20 protein-coding genes are annotated in these 19,890 nt (G+C 66.0%); 10 read left to right on the top strand and 10 right to left on the bottom strand.

The window, feature by feature from the left end:
* Positions 1–4: 4 nt before the first annotated feature.
* Genes BRADO_RS04070 through BRADO_RS04060 form a run of 3 tightly spaced genes read left to right on the top strand, consistent with a single transcriptional unit; the run spans position 5 to position 2,749 of the window.
* Complete coding sequence (locus tag BRADO_RS04070; protein ID WP_011924045.1) at positions 5–1,051, top strand: ABC transporter substrate-binding protein; 1,047 nt, start codon at positions 5–7, stop codon at positions 1,049–1,051.
* 4 nt (positions 1,052–1,055) lie between these two features.
* Entirely contained in the window at positions 1,056–1,937 is an 882-nt protein-coding gene (locus BRADO_RS04065) for an ABC transporter permease (protein ID WP_011924044.1), read from the top strand.
* Positions 1,934–2,749 (top strand): ABC transporter permease, encoded by an 816-nt coding sequence (locus tag BRADO_RS04060; protein WP_011924043.1) that lies wholly within the window; start codon positions 1,934–1,936, stop codon positions 2,747–2,749. Before BRADO_RS04065 ends, BRADO_RS04060 begins: the two co-directional genes overlap by 4 nt.
* A gap of 167 nt (positions 2,750–2,916) precedes the next feature.
* On the opposite strand, the gene BRADO_RS04055 is transcribed toward BRADO_RS04060, so the two are convergent.
* Entirely contained in the window at positions 2,917–3,258 is a 342-nt protein-coding gene (locus tag BRADO_RS04055) for a hydroxyisourate hydrolase (RefSeq protein ID WP_011924042.1), read from the bottom strand.
* Positions 3,259–3,287: 29 nt separating this feature from the next.
* On the opposite strand from BRADO_RS04055, the gene BRADO_RS04050 reads away from it, so the two are divergent.
* A complete protein-coding gene (locus BRADO_RS04050; RefSeq protein ID WP_011924041.1) occupies positions 3,288–4,478 on the top strand; it encodes an MFS transporter in 1,191 nt (396 codons plus the stop codon).
* Positions 4,468–5,823 carry an amidase gene (locus tag BRADO_RS04045; RefSeq protein ID WP_041756078.1) on the top strand — a complete coding sequence of 452 codons (1,356 nt, stop codon included), beginning with the start codon at positions 4,468–4,470 and terminating at the stop codon, positions 5,821–5,823. The genes BRADO_RS04050 and BRADO_RS04045 overlap by 11 nt, the downstream gene beginning before the upstream one ends.
* A 108-nt stretch (positions 5,824–5,931) precedes the next feature.
* On the opposite strand, the gene puuE is transcribed toward BRADO_RS04045, so the two are convergent.
* The 3 genes from puuE to BRADO_RS04030 form a co-directional block, all read right to left on the bottom strand.
* Positions 5,932–7,359, bottom strand: a complete 1,428-nt coding sequence (puuE, locus tag BRADO_RS04040; protein WP_011924039.1) for an allantoinase PuuE — start codon at positions 7,357–7,359, stop codon at positions 5,932–5,934.
* Positions 7,360–7,364: 5 nt separating this feature from the next.
* Positions 7,365–7,721, bottom strand: a complete 357-nt coding sequence (gene uraH / locus BRADO_RS04035) for a hydroxyisourate hydrolase (RefSeq protein ID WP_011924038.1) — start codon at positions 7,719–7,721, stop codon at positions 7,365–7,367.
* Between the two features lie 91 nt (positions 7,722–7,812).
* Positions 7,813–8,706 carry a LysR family transcriptional regulator gene (locus BRADO_RS04030; RefSeq protein ID WP_011924037.1) on the bottom strand — a complete coding sequence of 298 codons (894 nt, stop codon included), beginning with the start codon at positions 8,704–8,706 and terminating at the stop codon, positions 7,813–7,815.
* A 136-nt stretch (positions 8,707–8,842) separates the two neighbouring features.
* Here BRADO_RS04030 and BRADO_RS04025 point away from each other — a divergent pair, with 136 nt between their 5' ends.
* From BRADO_RS04025 to BRADO_RS04015, 3 genes are all read left to right on the top strand, one after another.
* Positions 8,843–9,781: a ring-cleaving dioxygenase gene (locus BRADO_RS04025; protein ID WP_011924036.1), complete on the top strand. Its 939-nt coding sequence runs from the start codon at positions 8,843–8,845 to the stop codon at positions 9,779–9,781.
* Positions 9,778–10,410, top strand: a complete 633-nt coding sequence (locus BRADO_RS04020) for an alpha/beta hydrolase (protein ID WP_011924035.1) — start codon at positions 9,778–9,780, stop codon at positions 10,408–10,410. The genes BRADO_RS04025 and BRADO_RS04020 overlap by 4 nt, the downstream gene beginning before the upstream one ends.
* An 89-nt stretch (positions 10,411–10,499) precedes the next feature.
* Positions 10,500–11,702, top strand: coding sequence for an amidohydrolase family protein (locus BRADO_RS04015; RefSeq protein ID WP_011924034.1), 1,203 nt, complete (start codon positions 10,500–10,502; stop codon positions 11,700–11,702).
* 6 nt (positions 11,703–11,708) lie between these two features.
* Here the strand turns inward: BRADO_RS04015 and BRADO_RS04010 are convergent, their stop codons facing one another.
* From BRADO_RS04010 to BRADO_RS03995, 4 genes are all read right to left on the bottom strand, one after another.
* Positions 11,709–12,941, bottom strand: coding sequence for a carboxylate-amine ligase (locus BRADO_RS04010; protein ID WP_011924033.1), 1,233 nt, complete (start codon positions 12,939–12,941; stop codon positions 11,709–11,711).
* Between the two features lie 19 nt (positions 12,942–12,960).
* Positions 12,961–14,730 (bottom strand): N-acetylglutaminylglutamine amidotransferase, encoded by a 1,770-nt coding sequence (locus BRADO_RS04005; protein WP_011924032.1) that lies wholly within the window; start codon positions 14,728–14,730, stop codon positions 12,961–12,963.
* 24 nt (positions 14,731–14,754) lie between these two features.
* A complete protein-coding gene (locus BRADO_RS04000) occupies positions 14,755–15,582 on the bottom strand; it encodes a class II glutamine amidotransferase (RefSeq protein WP_011924031.1) in 828 nt (275 codons plus the stop codon).
* Positions 15,583–16,019: 437 nt separating this feature from the next.
* Positions 16,020–16,901, bottom strand: a complete 882-nt coding sequence (locus tag BRADO_RS03995; protein WP_011924029.1) for a LysR family transcriptional regulator — start codon at positions 16,899–16,901, stop codon at positions 16,020–16,022.
* Between the two features lie 110 nt (positions 16,902–17,011).
* Between BRADO_RS03995 and BRADO_RS03990 the strand changes: the two genes are divergently transcribed.
* Together BRADO_RS03990 and BRADO_RS03985 are read left to right on the top strand one after the other, a co-directional pair.
* Positions 17,012–17,431, top strand: coding sequence for a CidA/LrgA family protein (locus BRADO_RS03990; protein ID WP_041756077.1), 420 nt, complete (start codon positions 17,012–17,014; stop codon positions 17,429–17,431).
* Positions 17,406–18,116: an LrgB family protein gene (locus BRADO_RS03985; RefSeq protein ID WP_011924027.1), complete on the top strand. Its 711-nt coding sequence runs from the start codon at positions 17,406–17,408 to the stop codon at positions 18,114–18,116. The genes BRADO_RS03990 and BRADO_RS03985 overlap by 26 nt, the downstream gene beginning before the upstream one ends.
* Before the next feature lie 4 nt (positions 18,117–18,120).
* On the opposite strand, the gene BRADO_RS03980 is transcribed toward BRADO_RS03985, so the two are convergent.
* Positions 18,121–18,951 carry a type 1 glutamine amidotransferase gene (locus tag BRADO_RS03980; RefSeq protein ID WP_011924026.1) on the bottom strand — a complete coding sequence of 277 codons (831 nt, stop codon included), beginning with the start codon at positions 18,949–18,951 and terminating at the stop codon, positions 18,121–18,123.
* Positions 18,952–18,987: 36 nt separating this feature from the next.
* Positions 18,988–19,821, bottom strand: coding sequence for a hypothetical protein (locus BRADO_RS03975; protein ID WP_011924025.1), 834 nt, complete (start codon positions 19,819–19,821; stop codon positions 18,988–18,990).
* Between the last annotated feature and the right edge of the window lie 69 nt (positions 19,822–19,890).

Here is a 19,890-nt window from a genome sequence, read left to right as displayed (position 1 = left end):
AAACATGATGCTTGATCGCCGCCGGCTCCTGACCAGCGCCCTGACGCTGGGGGCCATGCACGCCTTCCCGGGCCTGAGCCTCGCACAGGCACGGCCGCTAGTGTTTGCGACCTTCACCGGCAGTTGGGAGGAAGCGCACAAGGCGGTGCTGGTGCCCGCCTTCCGCAAGGCCAATGGCGATGCGCCCATCGTGCTCGACCCGATGCTGTCGGTCGACCAGATCGCCAAGGTCAACGCCGCCAAGGCCAATCCGCCGATCGACGTGATGCTGCACGATCCGGGTCCGGCGCTGGTCGCGATCGGGCAGGATCTGGTCGATGCCTACCCGGCCGACAAGAGCACCTATTTCAAGGACCTGATTCCAGAGGCGCAGGACGCGATGGGCCCGGCGCCGTTCTTCCAGGTCGTCGGCCTGACCTACAATCCGGAGACCGTGAAGACGCCACCGACCTCGTGGGCGGATCTGTGGAAGCCCGAGTTCAAGGGCAAGGTCGGCATCACCAACCTCAACTCCACCTTGGGCACCGGCTGGCTGGTCGAGATTGCGCGCATGCGTGGCGGCTCCGAAGCCAATGTCGACGAAGGCTTCAAGGCGCTCGAGGAACTGAAGCCGAACCTGGCTGCCGTCGCCGCCAATCCCGGCGCGCTGGCGACCCTGTTCCAGCAGGGCCAGATCGACATCTCGCCCGGCAATTTCAACGCCATCCAGATCCTCAAAGCCCGCGGCGTGCCGGTGGAGTTCGTGGCGCCGAAGGAAGGCGCGATCGCGTTCAAGACCACGATCCACATCGTCAAGAACTCGCCGAACAAGGAGCTCGCCTTCAAGCTGATCGAGGCGGCGCTCTCGCCGGAGGTACAGACGACCCTGATGAACTCGCCCTATCTGATCGTGCCGACAAACACCAAGGTCGCGATGTCCGGCGAGATCGCCAAGGTGCTGGCAAAGGACACCGCGGAGCTGAAGAAGAAGTTCGTGTTCCAGGACTGGAAGAAGATCAACGAGCAGCGCGCGTCGTGGATCGAGAAGTTCAACCGCGACATCAAGATCTGACGCGATGAAGAGCGCCACGACAGCACGGATGACGGCGCCTGGAGACGTGACCAGCTTCAGCCTGGGGCTTGCACTGCCCTTGGGCCTGGTGTTCGCGATCTTCTTCGTGCTGCCGCTGGCGCAACTGCTCTATCTGTCGCTGCACAACGACACCGCGGCGACGGTGTGGGGGCTCGGCCAGTACATCAAGTTCCTGACCGACCCCTTCAGCCTCGCCGTGCTCGGCTCGACGCTGCTGCTCGGCGCCGAGGTGACGCTCGCCTGTCTCGTGCTCGGCTATCCCATTGCGTGGCTGTACCAGCGCTCCGGCAGCCGCGTGCAGACCCTGATCATCATGATCGTGCTGCTGCCGCTGCTCACCAGCGTTGTGGTCCGCACCTTCGCCTGGATCGTCATCCTGGGCCGGCAGGGCATCATCAACTCCGTCTTGCAGTCGCTCAGCCTGATCGGCACGCCGCTGCGCATGATCTACACCCAGGGCGGACTGATCGCGGCGCTGGCGCAGGTGCAGATGCCCCTGATGGTGCTGCCTTTGATCACCGCGATCGGGCGCATCGATCCGAATCTCTCCGACGCCTCGGCCTCGCTTGGCGCCGGCAGCTGGCGGACCTTCGTCAAGGTCATGCTGCCGCTGTCGATGCCCGGCATCATTGCCGGCTGCACCCTCACTTACGCCGCGGCGATCACCGCCTTTATCACCCAGTCGCTGGTCGGCGGCGGGCAGATGCTGTTCATGCCGATGTACCTCTACCAGCAAGCCTCGACCTTGCAGAACTGGCCGTTCGCGGCGGCGATCTCGATCATCTTCCTGTTCGCAGTGCTCGCGATCGTCGCGCTGTTCTCGACGCTCGGCCGGCGCGCCCGCGGCTATGGAGATGCGCGATGAGCAAGCGGCAGCGCAACTGGGAGGCGCTCAGCTTCCAGATCGTGATGACGGTGATTGCGGTGCTGGCGCTGATCCTGATCGTCTCGCCGTCGCTGGTCGTCCTGATCGTCTCGTTCACGTCGGGCTTCTCGCTGAAATTCCCGCCGCCCGGCTATTCGACACGCTGGTACGTCGAATTGTGGAATGCCTGGCAGCTGCAATTCGCCGCGCGTAACAGCGTCTTTGTCGCGCTGTGGTCGACCGGGTTGTCGATCGTGCTCGGCGTCGCCGCGGCGCTGGCGATCTCGCGCTCCAAGACGCTGACGGCGAAGCTTCTGGACTCGCTGTTCATGTCGCCGCTGGTGCTGCCCGCGCTCGCCTTCGGTCTGGCGGCACTGATGTTCTTCTCGCTGATCGGCCTGCCGGTGTCGCTGCTGACGCTGGTGATCGGCCACACCATCGTCTGCGTGCCCTACGTGGTCCGCAACACGGTGGCCGCACTGGCGCAGCTCGAGCCTACCCTGCTGGAAAGCTCGGCGATCCTCGGCGCGTCCAGGCTCTATACGTTCCGCCGCATCGTGCTGCCGCTGATCCGCCCCGGCATCATCTCCGGCGCCTTCATCGCTTTCATGTCGTCGTTCGACAACGTCCCGGTGTCGCTGTTCCTGCGCGACGCCGCCACCGACATGCTGCCGATCCGGATGTGGCAGGACCTCGAAGGCAAGCTCGACGTCACCATCGCCGCGCTGTCGAGCGTGCTGATCATCGCAACCGTCGCGCTGATGGCGATCATGGAGCGCACGACGGGACTGTCGAAGCGGCTGACGGGTTGAGGACCGCTCAGGCCTTACGGCGCTAGTTCGTCTCCCTCTGGCAGCGCGGTCATGGCCGGGCTTGTCCCGGCCATCCACGTCGACCGGCAATCGCGGATCAGCGTGGATGCCCGGGACAAGCCCGGCTACGACGAGAAACTGATTGCCACCTTTGCCTGAGACGAATCCTAAGCCCCGCGGAAGATCGAATAGCCCCAGGGCGTGAATTTCAGCGGCAGGTGAAAATGCTCCTCGACCTTGTCGATGGCGAAGCGAAACGGCACTGTGGTCAGGAATTTCGTTCGCGCCTCTGCTCCGAAGAACTCGCCGATATGAAACAGCACCTCATACTCGCCGGCGGTGACCCCATCGCCCTTGACGACCGGCGCCTGCAACGTCCCGTCGGCGCCGAGCAGGCCCTCGGCGAGCAAGGTGCGGTCGGGGGCGACACGCCAGATGGCCACGCGCAGTCCCAAGGCCGGACGTCCGTTCGCGACATCGACTGCATGAACCGAGATCCCACCGGCCATTCCGCTCTCCGCCTTCAGGTTGCCGCGGCATGATAGACGCGAAAGACGCATCGGCGCCAGCGCCGCCGCTGTGGCCTGCCGTCGCTGCGATGACGGCGCTGCAGGCGCTGGTGTCGCTGGCGCTATTCGCGCCGGGGATCGTGGCGCCACGCGCCGGCTTGAGCATCGAGCAATTGTCGCTGTTTTCGACCGCGGCCTTCGGCATCAGCCTGGCGTCCTCATTCTGGGGCGGCACTCTGGTGCAGAAGGTCGGCTCGCTGCGCGTGGCCGCGCTGTGCGCAGGAGCGGTCTGCGCCGGCATGTCGCTGGCGCTGGTCGAAACGGGCTGGGCGCTGCTTGCCGCCGGGCTGACGCTGGGGCTCGCGGTCGGACCGGAGACCCCCGCAAGCTCCGCACTGCTCGGCCGTCTGGTGCCTGCCGACAAGCGCGCGATGGTGTTCTCGATCCGGCAGACCGGCAGCCAGATCGGAGCTGTGGTCGGCTCGCTGCTGCTGCCGCCGATCGCCGTCATGCTGGCGCCGAGCTCGGCCTATGCGACAGTGATCGTATGCGCCGCCGTCGCCTTCGCGAGCTTCGAGCGGCTCCGCCCGACCTATGCCATCGCGCCTCCGGACATGCCGCGCCTCGGGCTTGCCGACCGGCTGCAGCTGATCAGCGCCGACCGCCGCATGGCGGCGCTTGCGCTTGCCTCGATCCCGTTCAGCGGCATGCAGGTGATCCTCAACACCTGCTTCGTGAGCTTCGGCACGTCGGAGCTCGCGCTCGGTCACGTCGAGGCGGGCTGGGTGCTGGCAACGGCGCAAGGCGCGGGCCTCGTTGGCCGGCTCGGCTGGGGCGCGGTAGCGACGCGGCTGCGCTCCGCGCGCGCCGTGTTGGTGATGGCCGGCGCGGGAATGGCGATCTGCGCGCTCCTGATAGGCCTATGGGGTCCGCTGATGACCCGTCCGATCCTCATTTTTCTCACCTTCGCGTTCGGGCTGACGGCGAGTGGCTGGAACGGCGTGTTCATCGCCGAGATCGCCAATCTGGCCAAGCCCGGACGTGTTGCGGAAGCCACCGGCGCGGTGCTCACGGCTTCGTTTCTCGGCCTCGTCGCCGCGCCACTGCTGGTCGCGCTGCTCACTCCCCGTGTCGGGCTGGGCGGCAGCTTCGTCGCCCTTGGACTGATGGCGGCCGCCGGAGCGGCCGTTCTCCTGATGGAGCGTTTTGATGCGCGCTGATGAGATCGCAGGGACCGTCCTGGCAAGGCAGAGATCGGCACGGGAAATGGCCGAGCGGGCGCTGACGCGCATCGATGCGGCGCGCGCGCTCAACGCCGTCGTGACGATCGATCCGGAGCGAACGCGCGCGGAGGCCGACGCCGTCGATGCCCGCGTGGCAGCGGGTGAGGCGCTGCCGCTCGCTGGTGTGCCGGTGGTGATCAAGGACAATATCTGGGTTGGCGGCTGGCGCATCACCCAAGGCTCCAAGCTGTTCGCGGGGTTCAAGGCGCCCGAGGATGCGATCGCGGTCGCGCGCCTGCGCCACGCCGGCGCGGTGATCGTGGGCATCGGCGCGACCTCGGAGTTCGCCTGCAAGGGCGTCACCACGTCGCTGCTGTATGGGCCGACGCGGCATCCGCATAACCCGGATCTCACGCCCGGCGGATCGTCCGGCGGACCTGCCGTGGCGGTGGCCGCAGGTCTCGTGCCGCTGGCGATCGGCACTGATGCGGGCGGCTCGAGCCGGCGGCCGCCCGCGCATGTTGGCGTGGTCGGCTTCAAGCCGTCCTATGGCGCCGTTCCCTATGGACCCGGCTTTGCCGAGGCCGGATGGGGCATCTCCGTCGTGGCGCCCATCGCAGCACATGTCGAGGATGCGAGGCTCGCTTTCGAAGCCATGGCCGGGATCGATCCGCGCGATCCGGCGACGTTCGATCTGCCAAAGGGGGATGCATCACAGCCGCTGCGCATGGCGTTCTCGCCGCGCCTCGGGCTCGACGTCGCGGTCGACGACGAAGTCGGCAGCGGTCTGCAGCGAGCGATTGATCGGCTGCGCGCGGGAGGAATGCCGATCGCAGATGCCGATCCCATCTGGCCGCCAGACCTCGCCGAGGACGCGGTGATGCCGCTGCAGCATGCCGGGCTGGCCGCGCTGTTTGGTGACGCCTTTCGCCATGATGCCACGCAATTCGATCCTGATATCGCCAAGCAGATCGAGCGTGGCCTCGGCCTCGGCGGCGCCGATGTCGCGCATGCGCTGCAGGCAAGCGCACGGATCGCGCGCGCCTTCGCCGCGTTTTTTCTGGACGTCGATGTGCTGCTGGCGCCGACCGTGCCATGTGTGGCCTGGCCGCTCACGCAGCTCGGTCCGACGATGATCGGCGGCAGGCCGGCGAGCCCGCGCGGCCATGCGGTGTTCACGCCGTTCGCCAATCACGCGGGAGTACCCGCGATCTCGATTCCGTGCGGGAGAGACGCAAAGGGTCTGCCGTTCGGACTGCAATTGATCGCAGCGCGTGGCCGCGATCGCCTGCTGCTCGATGTCGCTGCGCAAACCGAACGCGTGCTAGCCGATCGAGCTTGAACAGCCTCCAGCATTGCGGGTGCTCACCTCGCTGGGCTTGCGCGGAGAGTTGGGCGCACCGCCTCTCATGGCAGCCAGCGTCGACCCAGATCACCAGACCGTTCGCTCTCACTCCTGATCGAACTTCTTCGCCAACCGCGCCCGCGTGATGTGGCCGATCTGGTCGATCGCGTTGGCGATCTCGGTGTCGAGGTCGTTGCTGATGCGGCGGTCCATTTCGGCGATGACGGAGGCCCGGTCGGCGTGCAGCGCCAGGGCGACGATCAGCGGCATGTCGAACTTGTCGCGGTAGCGGCGGTTGATGTCGGCGACGCGCTCGAATTCGGAACGTGAGAGCGAGGTGAAGCCGAGCCGGCCCTGCTCGCCCACGGAGTCGCTGGTCATCTGGCCAGCCAGCGCCTCGCGGCCGGCGAGCTCGGGATGGGCGCGAATCAGCTTCAGCTTCTCTTCGCGGCTCATGGCGCGGACGACGTTCATTAAGGTCGTATGCAACGCGTCCGCTGCATCGTCGAACGCGCTGAGGCCGGCACAATAGGCACGGTCGGCGATCTCGGGCGTATGCTCGAAGATGTCGCCATAGCGCTCAACGAACAGCACGCGCGACATCTGTGACGGACGCCAGACACCGGCCGGCGGATGCGTCCGGATCCAATGCCGGGCGATGTCGAGACGTGTCGCAACCCAGACCTTCTCATGACCCACGACGTAGTCGAGGAAGCGCGCCAGCGCCGCGGCGCGGCCCGGGCGGCCGACGAGACGACAGTGCAGCCCGACCGACATCATCTTCGGGCTTTCGGCACCCTCGGCATAGAGCGTATCAAAACTGTCCTTCAGATAGGCAAAGAACTGGTCGCCCGCATTGAAGCCCTGCGGTGTCGCAAAGCGCATGTCATTGGCGTCGAGCGTATAGGGCACGATCAGCTGCGGACCGTGCGGACCCTGGATCCAGTACGGCAGCTCGTCGGCATAGGAGTCGGCGCTGTAGACGAAGCCCTGCTCGTTGAGGACGATGTCGAGCGTGTGCGCCGAGGTGCGACCCTGGTAGAAGCCGAGCGGCCGTTCGCCGGTCAGCTCGGTGTGGATACGGACTGCCTGCTCGATATGGGCACGCTCGTCGGCCTCGGAGAAGTCGCGATAGTCGATCCATTTCAGGCCGTGAGAGGCGATCTCCCAACCCGCCTCCTTCATGGCGGCCACAGCATCCGGGTTGCGAGCCATTGCGGTGGCGATGGCGAACACCGTCACCGGCAGCTTGCGTGCGGTGAACATCCGCCACAGCCGCCAGAAGCCGGCCCGCGAGCCGAACTCGTAGATCGATTCCATGTTCATGTGGCGCTGGCCCCACCAGGGCTGCGCGCCGACGATCTCGGACAGGAACGCTTCGGAGGCCGTGTCGCCGTGGAGGATGTTGTTCTCGCCACCTTCCTCGTAGTTGATCACGAACTGCACGGCGATGCGGGCGTCGCCTGGCCAGCGCGGATGCGGCGGCGTGCGGCCGTAACCGACCATGTCGCGCGGGTAAACGTCAGCGCTCATCTCACTCAACTCCCGCGATAGGTCTGATAGCTCCAGGGCGTCGCGAGCAGCGGCACGTGATAATGCGCGCCGGCATCGGCGACCGCAAAGCGGAGCGGGATCAGGTCGAGGAACAGCGGATCGCCGGAGGCGAGGCCGTGGGCCTTGAAGTATGCGCCCATATGGAACGTGAGCATGTAGGTGCCGGTGGTAAACTCGTCGCCTGCCAGCAGCGGCTGGTCGGTGCGTCCATCGGCGTTGGTCAGGACCTGCTTGATCCGGTGCCAGGAGCCGTCCGGCTGGAGCATGTCGAGATCAATCGCGACATCGACGGCCGGCTTGCCCCTGACCGTATCCAGAATATGCGTACTCAACCGCCCCATACGTCCGTCCTTTCTCCTGACCCGTCGACACTATCAGCGCGCGGTTAAAGGTTCGAGGCGATTTGCGCCTCACCCGGGGCCCACTGACTGGTCAACCCGACCCCTTGCCGAAGCGCTCGACCAGAAAGTCGATGAACAATCGTACCTTCACCGAGAGGTGCCGCGTCGGCGGATAGATGGCGTAGAGCGCCAATGGGGGCGCGGTGTAGTCGGAGAGGATTGCGGTGAGCGCGCCGCTGGCGAGCGCATCCGCGGCGATGAAGCGCGGGATCAGCGCAATCCCCTGCCCCTTGATGGCGACGTCGCGCAGCACCTCGGCGTTGTTGACGCACAGGCTCCAGGCCGGCTGGATCCAGTGATTGCCGTCCCGGCCGGTGAGCTTCCATTGGTTGCCGGTCAGCAGAAAGCCGTAGGTCAGGGAGGAATGGCGGCGCAGCTCTTCCGGACTCTCGGGCGTGCCATGCCGGGCCAGATAAGCGGGCGCGGCGCAGATAACCCGGTCCACCGGCGTGATCCGGCGCGCCACCAGGCTCGACGATTCCAGCTCGGCGATCCGCAATGTCACGTCGAAGCCGTCCTGCACCGGATCGAGCAGGTCGTCGCTCAACACGATCTGCAACTGCAGCTCGGGAAAGCGGACCATGAAGTCGGCCACGACCGGCCCGAGCCGCATCGTGCCGAACGACATCGGGGCATTGACGCGCAACAGCCCGCGCGGTGCGGCCTGCGACTGGCTGACGGCCTGGTCAGCGGCATCGAGCTCGGCAAGAATCGCGACGGCGCGCTCGAAATAGCGCTGGCCGGTCTCGGTCGGGCTGGCGTGGCGGGTGGTCCGGACGATCAGCTGCACGCCGAGGCTCTGCTCGAGCTCGCCGATATATTTCGAGATCGCCGAGCGCGACAGCCGCAGCTGACGACCCGCTTCGGCGAAGCTGCCGCTCTCGACCACCTTCACGAAAGCCCTGAGGCTGCTGAGCTTGTCCATGGTCTCCAGGCGCCATTGTCGCCAAATCGTAGACAGACACGTCACAAGAGCACGGATTGTCTCCAGATCAAAGCCGGCCAATATTGCGTTCAGACATTCGACGGGCCGCAGCGGCCCTACAGACAGGAGATCCACAATGCCCGGACTGCACCACGTCACCGCGATCGCCGGCGACCCGATCCACAATTTTGGCTTCTACACCCGCGATCTCGGCCTGCGCTTCGTCAAGAAGACGGTCAATTTCGACGATCCCGGCACCTACCACTTCTATTACGGCGACGAGACCGGCCGCCCCGGCACCATCCTGACCTTCTTCCCCTGGGCTGGGGTCCGACCCGGCCGCCGCGGCGTCGGCGAGACGCACCAGACGGCGTTCCGGGTACCGCAGCGCTCGCTCGGCTATTGGACGCAGCGCCTGACCGAGAAGGGCATCGCCTATGAGGCCCTGGAGAAGCGCTTCGGCGAATCCGTGCTGCCGTTCACCGATCCTGACGGAATGGCGCTGGCGCTGGTCGGCGTTCCCGGCGCGGAGAACGAGCCGGGCTATAGCAATGGCGACATCCCGGCCGAGCATGCGATCCGCGGCTTCCACGGCGTGACCCTGCTGCTCGACTCCGCCGAGAAGACCGCAGCCGTGCTCACCGACGTGTTCGGCTTCGCGGAGCAAGGTCGCGAAGGCTCGGTGATCCGCTTCAAGGCGCCGGGCGACGCGCAAGGCAGCGTGGTCGACATCTACGAAGCCAAGGGCTTCCTGCGCGGCGCGCAGGGCGCAGGCTCCGTGCATCACATCGCGTTCCGCGCGGCCGATGATGCCGAGCAGGGCGTGATGGCGCAAAAGCTCGTCGACCGGCACGGTCTGCATCCGACCGAGCAGAAGGATCGCAACTACTTCCGCTCGATCTACTTCCGCGAGCCGGGCGGCGTGCTGTTCGAGATCGCGACCGATATTCCCGGCTTTGCCGTCGACGAGCCGGTCGCCGAGCTCGGACGAAACTTGAAGCTGCCGGCCTTCCTCGAAGCGCACCGCAAGCAGATCGAGGGCGTGCTGCCGAACCTCGAGGAGAACGTCGCATGACCAAGGCCTTGTCCTTCCTTCATCGCTTCCAGGCTGGAAGCGTCCCGGGAGCGGCACCGCTGCTGCTCCTGCACGGCACCGGCGGCGACGAGAACGACCTCTTGCCGCTCGGCGCAACGCTGTCGCCCGGCGCAGCGCTGCTGTCACCGCGCGGACAGGTGCTCGAGCACGGCATGCCGCGGTTCTTCCGCCGTCTGGCGGAAGGCGTGTTCGACGAGGACGATGTGCGCCGACGCGCGCTTGAGCTCGGCGCCTTTATCGGCGAGGCGCGGCAGCGCTATCATCTCGGGGCACCGGTCGCGGTCGGCTACTCCAACGGCGCCAACATCGCCGCCGCGCTGCTCCTGCTGCAGCCGGAAGCGCTGGCCGGCGCGGCCCTGTTCCGCGCCATGGTGCCGCTCGCTCAGCCGCCGGTCGTCCAGCTCGCGCGCAAGCCGGTGCTGATCCTGTCGGGCAAGGTCGATCCCATCGTGCCCGCCAGCAATTCGGCGAAGCTGTGCAGCCAGCTGATCGAAGCCGGCGCCGACGTGACCCATACGACGCTGCCAACGGGTCACCAGCTGTCGCAGGCGGACATCACGCTGGCGCGTGATTGGATTGCCGGACTCCCGCAGGCGATCGCGGCGTGACCAGCATCTGAGCTTGCGGCTTGGATCGATCCTGATCGACAATGCATCGGGCCGCCGTTCGCGGTCCGATGCTGGCGTCAGGAGGATCAATGGCCGTCGACAAGCTGTTCATCAATGCGCGCCTCGACCGGGGCGCGCGCCATGCGATCACGGTCGACCATGGCCGTATCAGCGGCCTGCTAGCCGAAACCGCGCGGCCCGAGGCGCGCGAGGTGATCGATCTCGGCGGCGCGCTGGTCGTGCCCGGCTTCGTCGAAGGCCATATCCATCTCGACACCAGCTTCTATGGCGATGCCTGGAAGCCGCACAAGCCGTGCACCAACGGATTCGACGTGCACGAGCGCGTTGCCTTCCAGGCGGAGAACATGGCCGCGGCAGCGCCGATGGACGTGCGCGCCCGCAACCAGCTCGATCTCTGCATCGGTCACGGCACGGCGCGGATGCGAAGCCATGTGATGGTCGACGGCTCGGTCGGGCTGAAGTCGCTGGAGACGATCCTGCGCGTGCGGGAGGAGTATCGCGACCTGATCGAGATCCAGCTCGTCGCGTTTCCCCAGAGCGGCATTATTAAGAGCCCCGGCACGCCCGAACTGCTCGACGAGGCGATCAAGCAGGGAGCGAACGTGGTCGGCGGACTCGATCCGGCGAGCTTCGATCGCGACGTCGAGAAGCATCTCGATGTCGTGTTCGGCGTCGCGCAGAAGCATGGCGTCGACGTCGACATCCATCTTCATGATGGAGGCATGCTCGGCCTGTTCGAGCTGGAGCAGATCGCCTCACGCACGCGCGCACTCGGCATGCAGGGCCATGTCGCGGTCAGCCACGCCTACGGGCTCGGCGATCTCCCGGCAGAGCCGCTGAAGAAGATTGCCGACGTGCTGGCCGCGTCGGGCGTCGCCATCATGACCAACGCGCCGGGTGCGCGGCCCTTCCCGCCGGTGGCTCTGCTGCGCGCGGCCGGCGTTACCGTGTTCAGCGGCAACGACAACATCCGCGATTCCTGGTGGCCCTATGGCGACGGTGATCTGTTGAACCGGGCCATGATGGTTGGCTATCGCTCCGGCTTCTATGTCGACGACGAGCTGCGGGCTGCCTTCGATCTCGTCACCGCCGCTGGCGCCAAGGCGCTGCGGCTTGCCGACTATGGTCTCGAGGTCGGAGCGCACGCCGACTTCGTCACCCTCAATGCCGAGCACGTCCCGGAGGCGGTGGCGGCCGTGCCCAAAGGACGATCCGTCTACAAAGATGGCCGCCTGATCGCGCGCGACGGCCGCGTGATGCGAACGTGCTGAGCCGCGCTATCGCACCGGCTCGACAGACGGCTGCGACTGCGGCGGCTCGGCGCGCGATACCGTCGCGGCCGCAATCCATTGCGTCACCGCTGCCAATTGCCCCCCGGACTCGCGATAGGCTTGCAGCTGATAGTCCGCCGAGCTGCCGAACTGCATGATGGTCCGGCAGCGCTCGACCTCGGCGAGACAGCCGAGCGCCTCGGCATGTTCAGCGACATCGGCGATCGTCCGATTGAGGATCTCCTGTCCGGTCACGGGACCATCCTCGGTCACAAACAGGCAGTCGGTACCGTAGCGTTGCGCCCGCCATTTGTTCTCGACCGCGATCGCGCGTTCGACGTTGCCGACCGCATCGGCGAGCTCGGGATTGAGATAAAGATGCCGCGCCAAGGCGCGGTACAGCGAGGCGATCGCCACGGCGTCGTCGACCGCCGTGCAGACGTCGGGCGCGCGCAATTCCAAGGTGGGATGCCGCAGCGACGGTCGCATCGCCCACCACACATGACTCTCGTCGGGCATCACGCCGGACTTGGTCAACGCCGCGACATAACGGTCGTACTGCTTCTTCGACGTGAACAGTTCCGGCAGGCCGGTTCGCGGCAGCTCGTCATAGGCGGCGAGGCGATAGCCCTTCAACCCCGTCTCGCGTGAATTCCAGAATGGCGAGGATGCCGAGAGCGCAATGAACACCGGGATATAGGGGATCATCGCGCGCATGACCGCGAAGCGCCGGTCGGGATCCGGCAGCTGGACGTGCACGTGCATGCCGCACAGCATGTTGCGCTGGCCGACGATGCGCAGATCCTCCATCATCTCGGCATAGCGCGGCTTCGGCGTGGGCTGCGAGTTGCGCCACAGCGCGGTCGGATGCGTCGAGCAGGCGAGGATCGTCAGGCCATACTGGCCAGCAACGCTCGCCACCTCGCGGCGGAGGAATTTTAGCTCCTCGCGCGCATCCCCGACGTCGACATGAACGTTGGTCGCCACCTCCAGCTGAGCCTGCAGCATCTCGCGCATCGCCTGCCCGCCGGTCGACCAGTTCGCCGCGTCGAACAGATCATCGGGAGTGCGGATCGCGACATCCAGCGTCTTCGCGTCGACGAGGAAGTACTCCTCTTCGATACCGAAGGAATATTCGGTCACCTCTTCCCCGCCCGTGGCGGAGCGGATCACGAGCCGACGCTCGTCGTCGCTCAGGCCGAGCCGCAGCCGTTCGAGGATCTTCGGGTCCAATCCCATATGATCAATCCTGTCAGATTCAAATGCCGTGCGTCTGCAGCCAGGCTTCCAGCAGAGCCGCCTGCCAGAGGCGCGAATGGCCCTTCGGGCTCATCTCGGCTTCCGGGTTCTGCAGCATGTGGTCGACGAAATCACGTTGGTAGAGACCGCGCGTGCGCGCCTTGTCGTCGCTCAGCACGTCACGCACATAGTCGAGGAATGGCCCGCGCAGATAGCGCAATGACGGCACCGGGAAATAGCCTTTCGGACGGTCGATCACCTCCGCCGGCACGCAGCGTCGCGCGGCCTCCTTCAGGATATGCTTACCGCCGTTCTTTACCTTCAGCTCGGCCGGGATGCGCGCGGCGAGCTCGACCACGTCGTGATCGAGGAATGGCACGCGCGCTTCCAGTCCGAACGCCATCGTCATGTTGTCGACCCGCTTCACGGGGTCGTCGACCAGCATGATCTCGGCGTCGATCTGCAGCACCTTGTCGACCGCGGCACCGCCGTGTTCGGCGAAGAAGCGCTCGACGAATGCGAGGCTGACATCGTCGCCGAGCATGTCCGGCAACAGCAGCCGCTGCAGGTCCGCATGCTGCCAATCGAAATAGGTGCTCTGATATGACTGCACCGGATCGTTCGCCGAGAGGAAGCCGGGGTACCAGCTGTAGCCGCCGAACACCTCGTCGGCGCCCTGCCCGCTCTGCACCACCTTGACCCGCTTGGCGACCTCCGAGGACAAGAGATGGAACGCAACCGCGTCATGGCTGACCATCGGCTCCGACATCGCGGCGATCGCATGCGGCAGCGCCTCGAGCGCGCGATGGCCGCCGATCCTGATCTGCTCGTGATTTGTACCAAACGTGCGCGCGATGATGTCCGAGTAGCGAAACTCATCGCCGCTGTGCCCGCCCACAGCATCGAAGCCGATCGAGAAGGTGCGGATGTCCTGGTGGCCGAGCTTGGACAGCAGTGCGACCAGCAGCGACGAATCGAGCCCGCCGGACAGCAGCACGCCCACGGGCACGTCGGCGACCCGGCGTCGGTCGACGGCCGCCGTCATTGCATCCAGCACCGCCTCCGACCATTCATCGGCAGTCATGGCCCGATCCGTCGGGCGCTGCTCGCCGACATTGAAGTGCCAATAGCGCTCGCGACGCCGCGTGCCGTCCGGCTCGATGGTCAGCAGCGTCGCCGGCTCGAGCTTCTTCACGCCGTTGAGGATCGTGCGCGGGGCGGGAACGGCCGCGTGAAAGCTGAAGAAGTGGTGCAGCGCCGTGAGATCCAGCGAGGTGTCGACTCCGCCACCGGCGAGCAGCGCCGGCAGGGACGACGCGAATCGAAAGAAGCCGTCACCTTCGGTGTAATAGAGCGGCTTGATGCCGAGCCGGTCGCGCGCGATCACGACACGCCCGCAGTCGCGCTCCCAGAGCGCAAAAGCAAACATGCCCTTGAAGCGTTGCACGCAGTTCTTGCCCCAGGCGTGATAGGCCTTGAGGATGACTTCCGTGTCGCCGTCGGAGAAGAAGCGATAGCCCTTCGCCTTCAGCTCGGTGCGCAGCTCGCGGAAGTTATAGATGCAGCCGTTGAATGCGATACCGAGCCCGAGCGCGGCATCGATCATCGGCTGCTGCGCGGCGGAGGAGAGATCGAGGATGCTCAGACGCCGATGTCCCAGTGCGATCCCGCCCTGGACATAGAGTCCGGCCGCATCGGGTCCCCGCGCCTGCATCGCATCGTTGACCAGGCTGAGCGCCGCGAGCGCGGGCTGGCCGGAATGCCTGATTTCACCACAAATGCCGCACATCGCGGAACATCCCACTCCGTTCTTCTACATGCCTCCGATAACCCTCTGTGATCTCTTGCGTTCCGCCTCGAGCTCGATCGCGCCTGCGACAAAGAGCGGAACGATCTCGGCGCGGCTGGACGCACGTGCGACCAGCACGTGATCCGGCGGGACCTCGATCCAATCCGGCTCCTTGTCGTAGGGCTCGGAGACGGCGATCACCTGGTCGCCGTCCTCGCGGTAGTAGAGCGAGTTGGCGCGGTCGTTAGCGGCGAAGCGAAACGCGTAGAGATCGTGGCCATTCGACAGCGCCGAGGTGAAGCGCAGATGCTCGCGTAGGCCATCCTCATTGACGAGCTGACAGAGAGCCCTGATCACCCTCGATGTCGCGCCGATCGGATCCTGATCGATGCCGGCGCCGACCATGGCGAGAAACACCGCCTCGGAGTCCGTCGTGCCGAGCCGGGACGGATACAGCGCATCCGGAATCATGGCCTCCACTTTTCGGCGCAGCCTGTTCCAGCTTCCGACGAAGCCATTATGCATGAACAGCCAGCGGCCGCAGGCGAACGGATGGCAGTTCTGCCGCGTCACCGCCGTGCCGGTCGCCGCACGGACATGCGCGAAGAACAGATGTGAGTGCAGATGGCGGCAGAGATAGCGCAGGTTCTCGTCCGACCAGGCCGGACGCGTCTCGCGATAGAGGCCTGGCTCGGGATGGTCGCCATACCAGCCGAGGCCAAAGCCATCGCCATTCGTGCCCGCTGTCGATTCCAGCGCGCGGATGCTCTGCGTCACCAGGGAATGCTCGGGCTCGGTCACGTAGTGCTCGAACGAGGTCCGCTCTCCGCGGTAGGCGATCCAACGACACATCCTGCCCCTCCGGATGAATGAGTGGACTCAAGATGCGCGTCATCGCGGCGCACTTGGCGAGGGAGGCGGAAACGCGTAAGGCGCTCGCGGGTTCCCGTTCCGCCGCCTTGATGCCGCCGAGCATGGCTTTATCCCGTTGGGCTGGGATTGGAGTCATCGGGCTCAGGCAGCATGCCGGTGCCCGGAGTCTTGTCCCGATCGGTCAGATCCGGCCGCGCGTGCGGACCAGCGGGCGGAATGGCTCCACCTTTTTGGCTTTGCTCAGACCTTGCAGTGCGCCCGGCTTCAGCTGCGCGTTGGTCGGCAGATGTGTCGCGATTGTCAGCGTCGCTCATCGATCATCCTGCCGGCACAACTGCCAGCACAACATCGACCGCGACAACCGTCCGACGGGTCCCACGTTCCCTCATGTGACGTGCGACATCGTCGCGCTTTGCTTACGCCTCCCCGCGCTCCCTCACCAATCTGAGCCACGCCGCGGCCGCAGGCGAAAGATAGGCGCCGCGGCGCCAAGCCATCGCCAGGGTCCATTCCGTATCCGGCTCGTCGAGCAACACGAGGCTGATCGGAACTTGCGTGCGTTGAGTGGCGATCATGCGCGGCAGGAAGGCGACCCCGAGTCCGGCGCCGGCCAGCTCGGCGATGAAGTCGATCTGCGTGCTGCGCGCCGCCACGATCGGCTCGAAGCCGTTGCGTCGGCACGCCTCGCGCAGGATGCGGTTGAGCGCGAACCCCGCTTCGAACAGGACGAACGGCGTGTCGCGCAGTTCGGCCAGCGTGATCGTCTCACGGCGCGCCAGCGGATGATCGACCGACACCAGCGCCATTAGCGGCTCGCGGCGCACGATCTGCGCGGCGAACTCGTCGGCGATCGGCGGCAGCAGGCCGGCAAAGTCGATATCGCCGGCGGCGAGCATCTCGCTCAACCGGTCGCTGCCATGCTCGACCAGCCGGATCTCGATCTCCGGATAAAGCTGGCGATAAAGCGCAAACAGCGGCGCGAACAGCGTGCTCGATCCGATCGGCGGCAGGCCGAGGCGCAGCACGCCGCGCTTCAGCCCGCGCAACTCCTCGAGTTCCGCCTGCAGGTCATCGCGCTCCGCCAGCAGCCGGATGGCGCGGCGGTAGACGATCTCGCCTGCCGCGGTCATGCGGCTCTTGTGGCCGAGCCGGTCGAGCAGCGGCAGGCCGAGCTCGTCCTCGAGCTGTTTGACCGCCTTGCTGACCGTCGACTGCGTCGCGAACACCACTTTGGCGGCGTGGGAGAAGCCGCCCTGGCGGACGACTTCGACGAAGGTTTTTAGGGTTCTGAGTTCCATAATTGAGTTTACTATTCTTATTCGGACTGAAGATCAGTCAATCAATTCATTTTATACATGCTGCGTTGCGGAATATTATTTGCGCACTTAGAGGTTCTTGGACACCGCTTATGACGCAACGCAGCATTTCCATTCACGCTCAACGTCTCCTCCGCCGCAACCGGCTGGTACAGATCGGCATGCTCGGCCTGTTCTGGCTCGCGGGCGAGGCGTTGGCCCGGACCACTGGCCTGCCCTTGCCCGGCGGAATTCTCGGCATGGCGCTGGCGCTCGCGCTGTTTCTGGCGGGAGGGCTCAAGGTCGCCAGCATGAAGCGTGGCGCCAACTGGATGCTGGCCGAGATGCTGCTGTTCTTTGTCCCGGCGGTGCTGGCGCTGCTCGATCATCGCGAGCTGTTCGGGCTGCTGGGCCTGAAGATCTTCGCCATCATCGTCGTGAGCACCACCGCCGTGATGTGCGTGACGGCGCTGACCGTCGACCTCTGCTACCGCTGGACCGACCGTCATGACTCTCGTGGCGCTGTGGCGTGAGCCGCTGGTCCAGGCTGCTGTCTGGTCGCTGGCGACGATTCTGCTCTATCTGCTTGCCAAGCGCGTCCACCGGCGCTGGCCGCGCTGGTGGCTGATGCCGCTCGCGGTGGCGCCGGCGCTGTTGATGATCGCGGCGCTCGCGCTCAACGTTTCCTATCGCGACTACATCCGCGGCACGCATTGGCTGGTTGCGCTGCTCGGACCGGCTACAGTCGCCTTCGCGGTGCCGATCTATGAGCAGCGCGCGCTGATCCGCCGCCGCTGGCCGCTGCTGCTCGCCGGCATGGTCGCCGGCAGCCTCACCGCGGTTGCGACCAGCTGGGCGCTGGCCTATGTGCTCGGCATCGACGGTGAGCTGCGGCTGAGCCTGCTGCCGCGCTCGATGAGCACGCCGTTCGCGATGGAGGTCTCCGGCGAGATCGGCGGCAGTCCCGACCTCACCGCCGTGTTCGTCGTGCTCACCGGCATCATCGGCGCGGCGGTCGGCGATGTCGTCCTTGCCCGGCTGCCGCTGCGCTCGACGCTGGCCAAGGGCGCGCTGTTCGGCGTCGGCGCGCATGGCGCCGGCACCGCGCGTGCCCACCAGATCGGCCGCGAGGAAGGCGCGATCGCCGGCCTCGTGATGGTGCTCGTCGGGCTGATGAACGTCGCGCTGGCGCCGCTGATCATTCAGCTGATGAAGTGATCGCTCAGCGGCGAATGAGCGACGCCAACCAGTTGCTGATCTCGGCCTGACGTTGGCGGTCGTTCGCGACGTCCTGATCGAGCCCGAGACGCCAGAGCAGATCGCGCCGCGCCCGATCCTGATGCAGCGAGGCGAGATCGGCGGCATAGCGCTCGAGTTCGATCGCATCGGCGAAAAATCCCTCATCGACCAGCGGCTGGCCGATGCGTCGGATGACCCAGGCCACGTCCTGCAGGCTGAACTCCGGGTGATATTGTACACCCCAGAAACGACCGTGGCCGCTCCTGATTTCCGCCGCCTGCACCTCGCTCATGGCGTTGCGCGCCGTCACCGTTGCATCCGGCGGCAGCTTGGTCACGATGTCGCTGTGGATCGCCGGCGCATCGAACACCTCGCCACGCATTTCATGCAGCGGATGACGGCGACCCGCCTCCGTCAGTACGACCTTGCGTGCGAAGCCGACTTCGCGGCCGGCCGGATTGAGCGACACCTCGCCGCCGGCAGCGACCGTCGCCAGCTGCAGTCCCCAACAGGAGCCGAACATCGGCACGCCCTGCGCGAAGATCATGCGCAGCAGCTCGATCTGACGCAGGGACTCGGGCTCGCGCTGATAGATGTTCAGCGCCGATCCGGTGATGACGATGCCTTCATAGGCGTCGATCGGCTGCGGCAGCCGCGCATCGGCGTCGGCGGGCGTCGCGATGTCGATCACTGCATCAGGCGCCAACGCACGCAGCACGTCGGCATAGCTCTCCGATGGAGTATGCCCGGCAATCTCCGCCCAGCGACTCCGGCCCGCGAGCGAATTGCCTTCGAGCACGAGCAGCTTCAACACGTCGTCGATCTCCGAGCGATCACAGGCATGGCGGTCTCACGGGTTCAGAACGCCGCGCAGGAACTGCGCGCTCCGCTCCCGCACCTCGGGCCGGTTAAGGATAGTGTGAACGTCGGCGTCGATCACCATCACCTCGGCCTTTGGATCATCCTTGAGAGCGGCGGCACAGGAACCCGTGACGGCGCGATCCTTGTTCCAGGGATTGGCGGCTGAGAAATATGGATCGCGGGCCGAGATCGCGTTGAGCACCGGCTCTTTCGCTCCAATGCCGAGCTTCGGCGCCATGACGAAGTAATTGTCCTCGCAGGACCAGGAATAGATCAGCCGTGCGGCGACATCCTTGCCCGTGTAGCGGCCGACCGCGACAGAGCCCTCGCTGGTGCCCGCAATGACGACACGCTGGCGGTCGACCCAGCTCCAGTCGCGCGAGGTCTTCAGCGCGTTCTCCAGCTCGGCCTGCCGCAGCGCATGGACACGCTCATAGAGCGCGACATCAACGGGCGACGTATAGGTCAGCCGGTCCGGAATCGCGAGGCTGTCGGGCGCGACCGAGGCGACGCCGAGCTCGTCGGCCAGCCAGACCTGAAACTCCTTGATCGCCGGCGCCACACCGCTCGAGCCGTGCATCACGACCACCAGCGGCGCGATCCCGATCACGTCCGGCGCATCCTCGGCATGCCCTTCCCAGCGCCGCCCGCCGGCCAATGTCCGCGGCAGCACGAGATTGGCCTTCGCCCAGGTCAGCGCAAGGTTCTCTGCTGACGGCTCCAGTGCCGAGCCCTTGGTCTCGCCGGGCTTGTCGGCGCCGAGGACGGCCGTGGCTAACAGCAGCGAGACCGCCGCGAGCAACGGGCGCAATAAGATCCTCATCGATCCTGACCCCAAGCGACCAACGAACATGGAAAGATCCCAAACTGCCGCACCTACGTCACTCTCACG

Origin of the sequence: Bradyrhizobium sp. ORS 278, from assembly GCF_000026145.1 — a bacterium.
GTDB lineage: Bacteria > Pseudomonadota > Alphaproteobacteria > Rhizobiales > Xanthobacteraceae > Bradyrhizobium.
The sequence above is the reverse complement of the archived record's forward strand: the minus strand, read 5'-3'. Positions and strand labels throughout refer to the sequence as shown.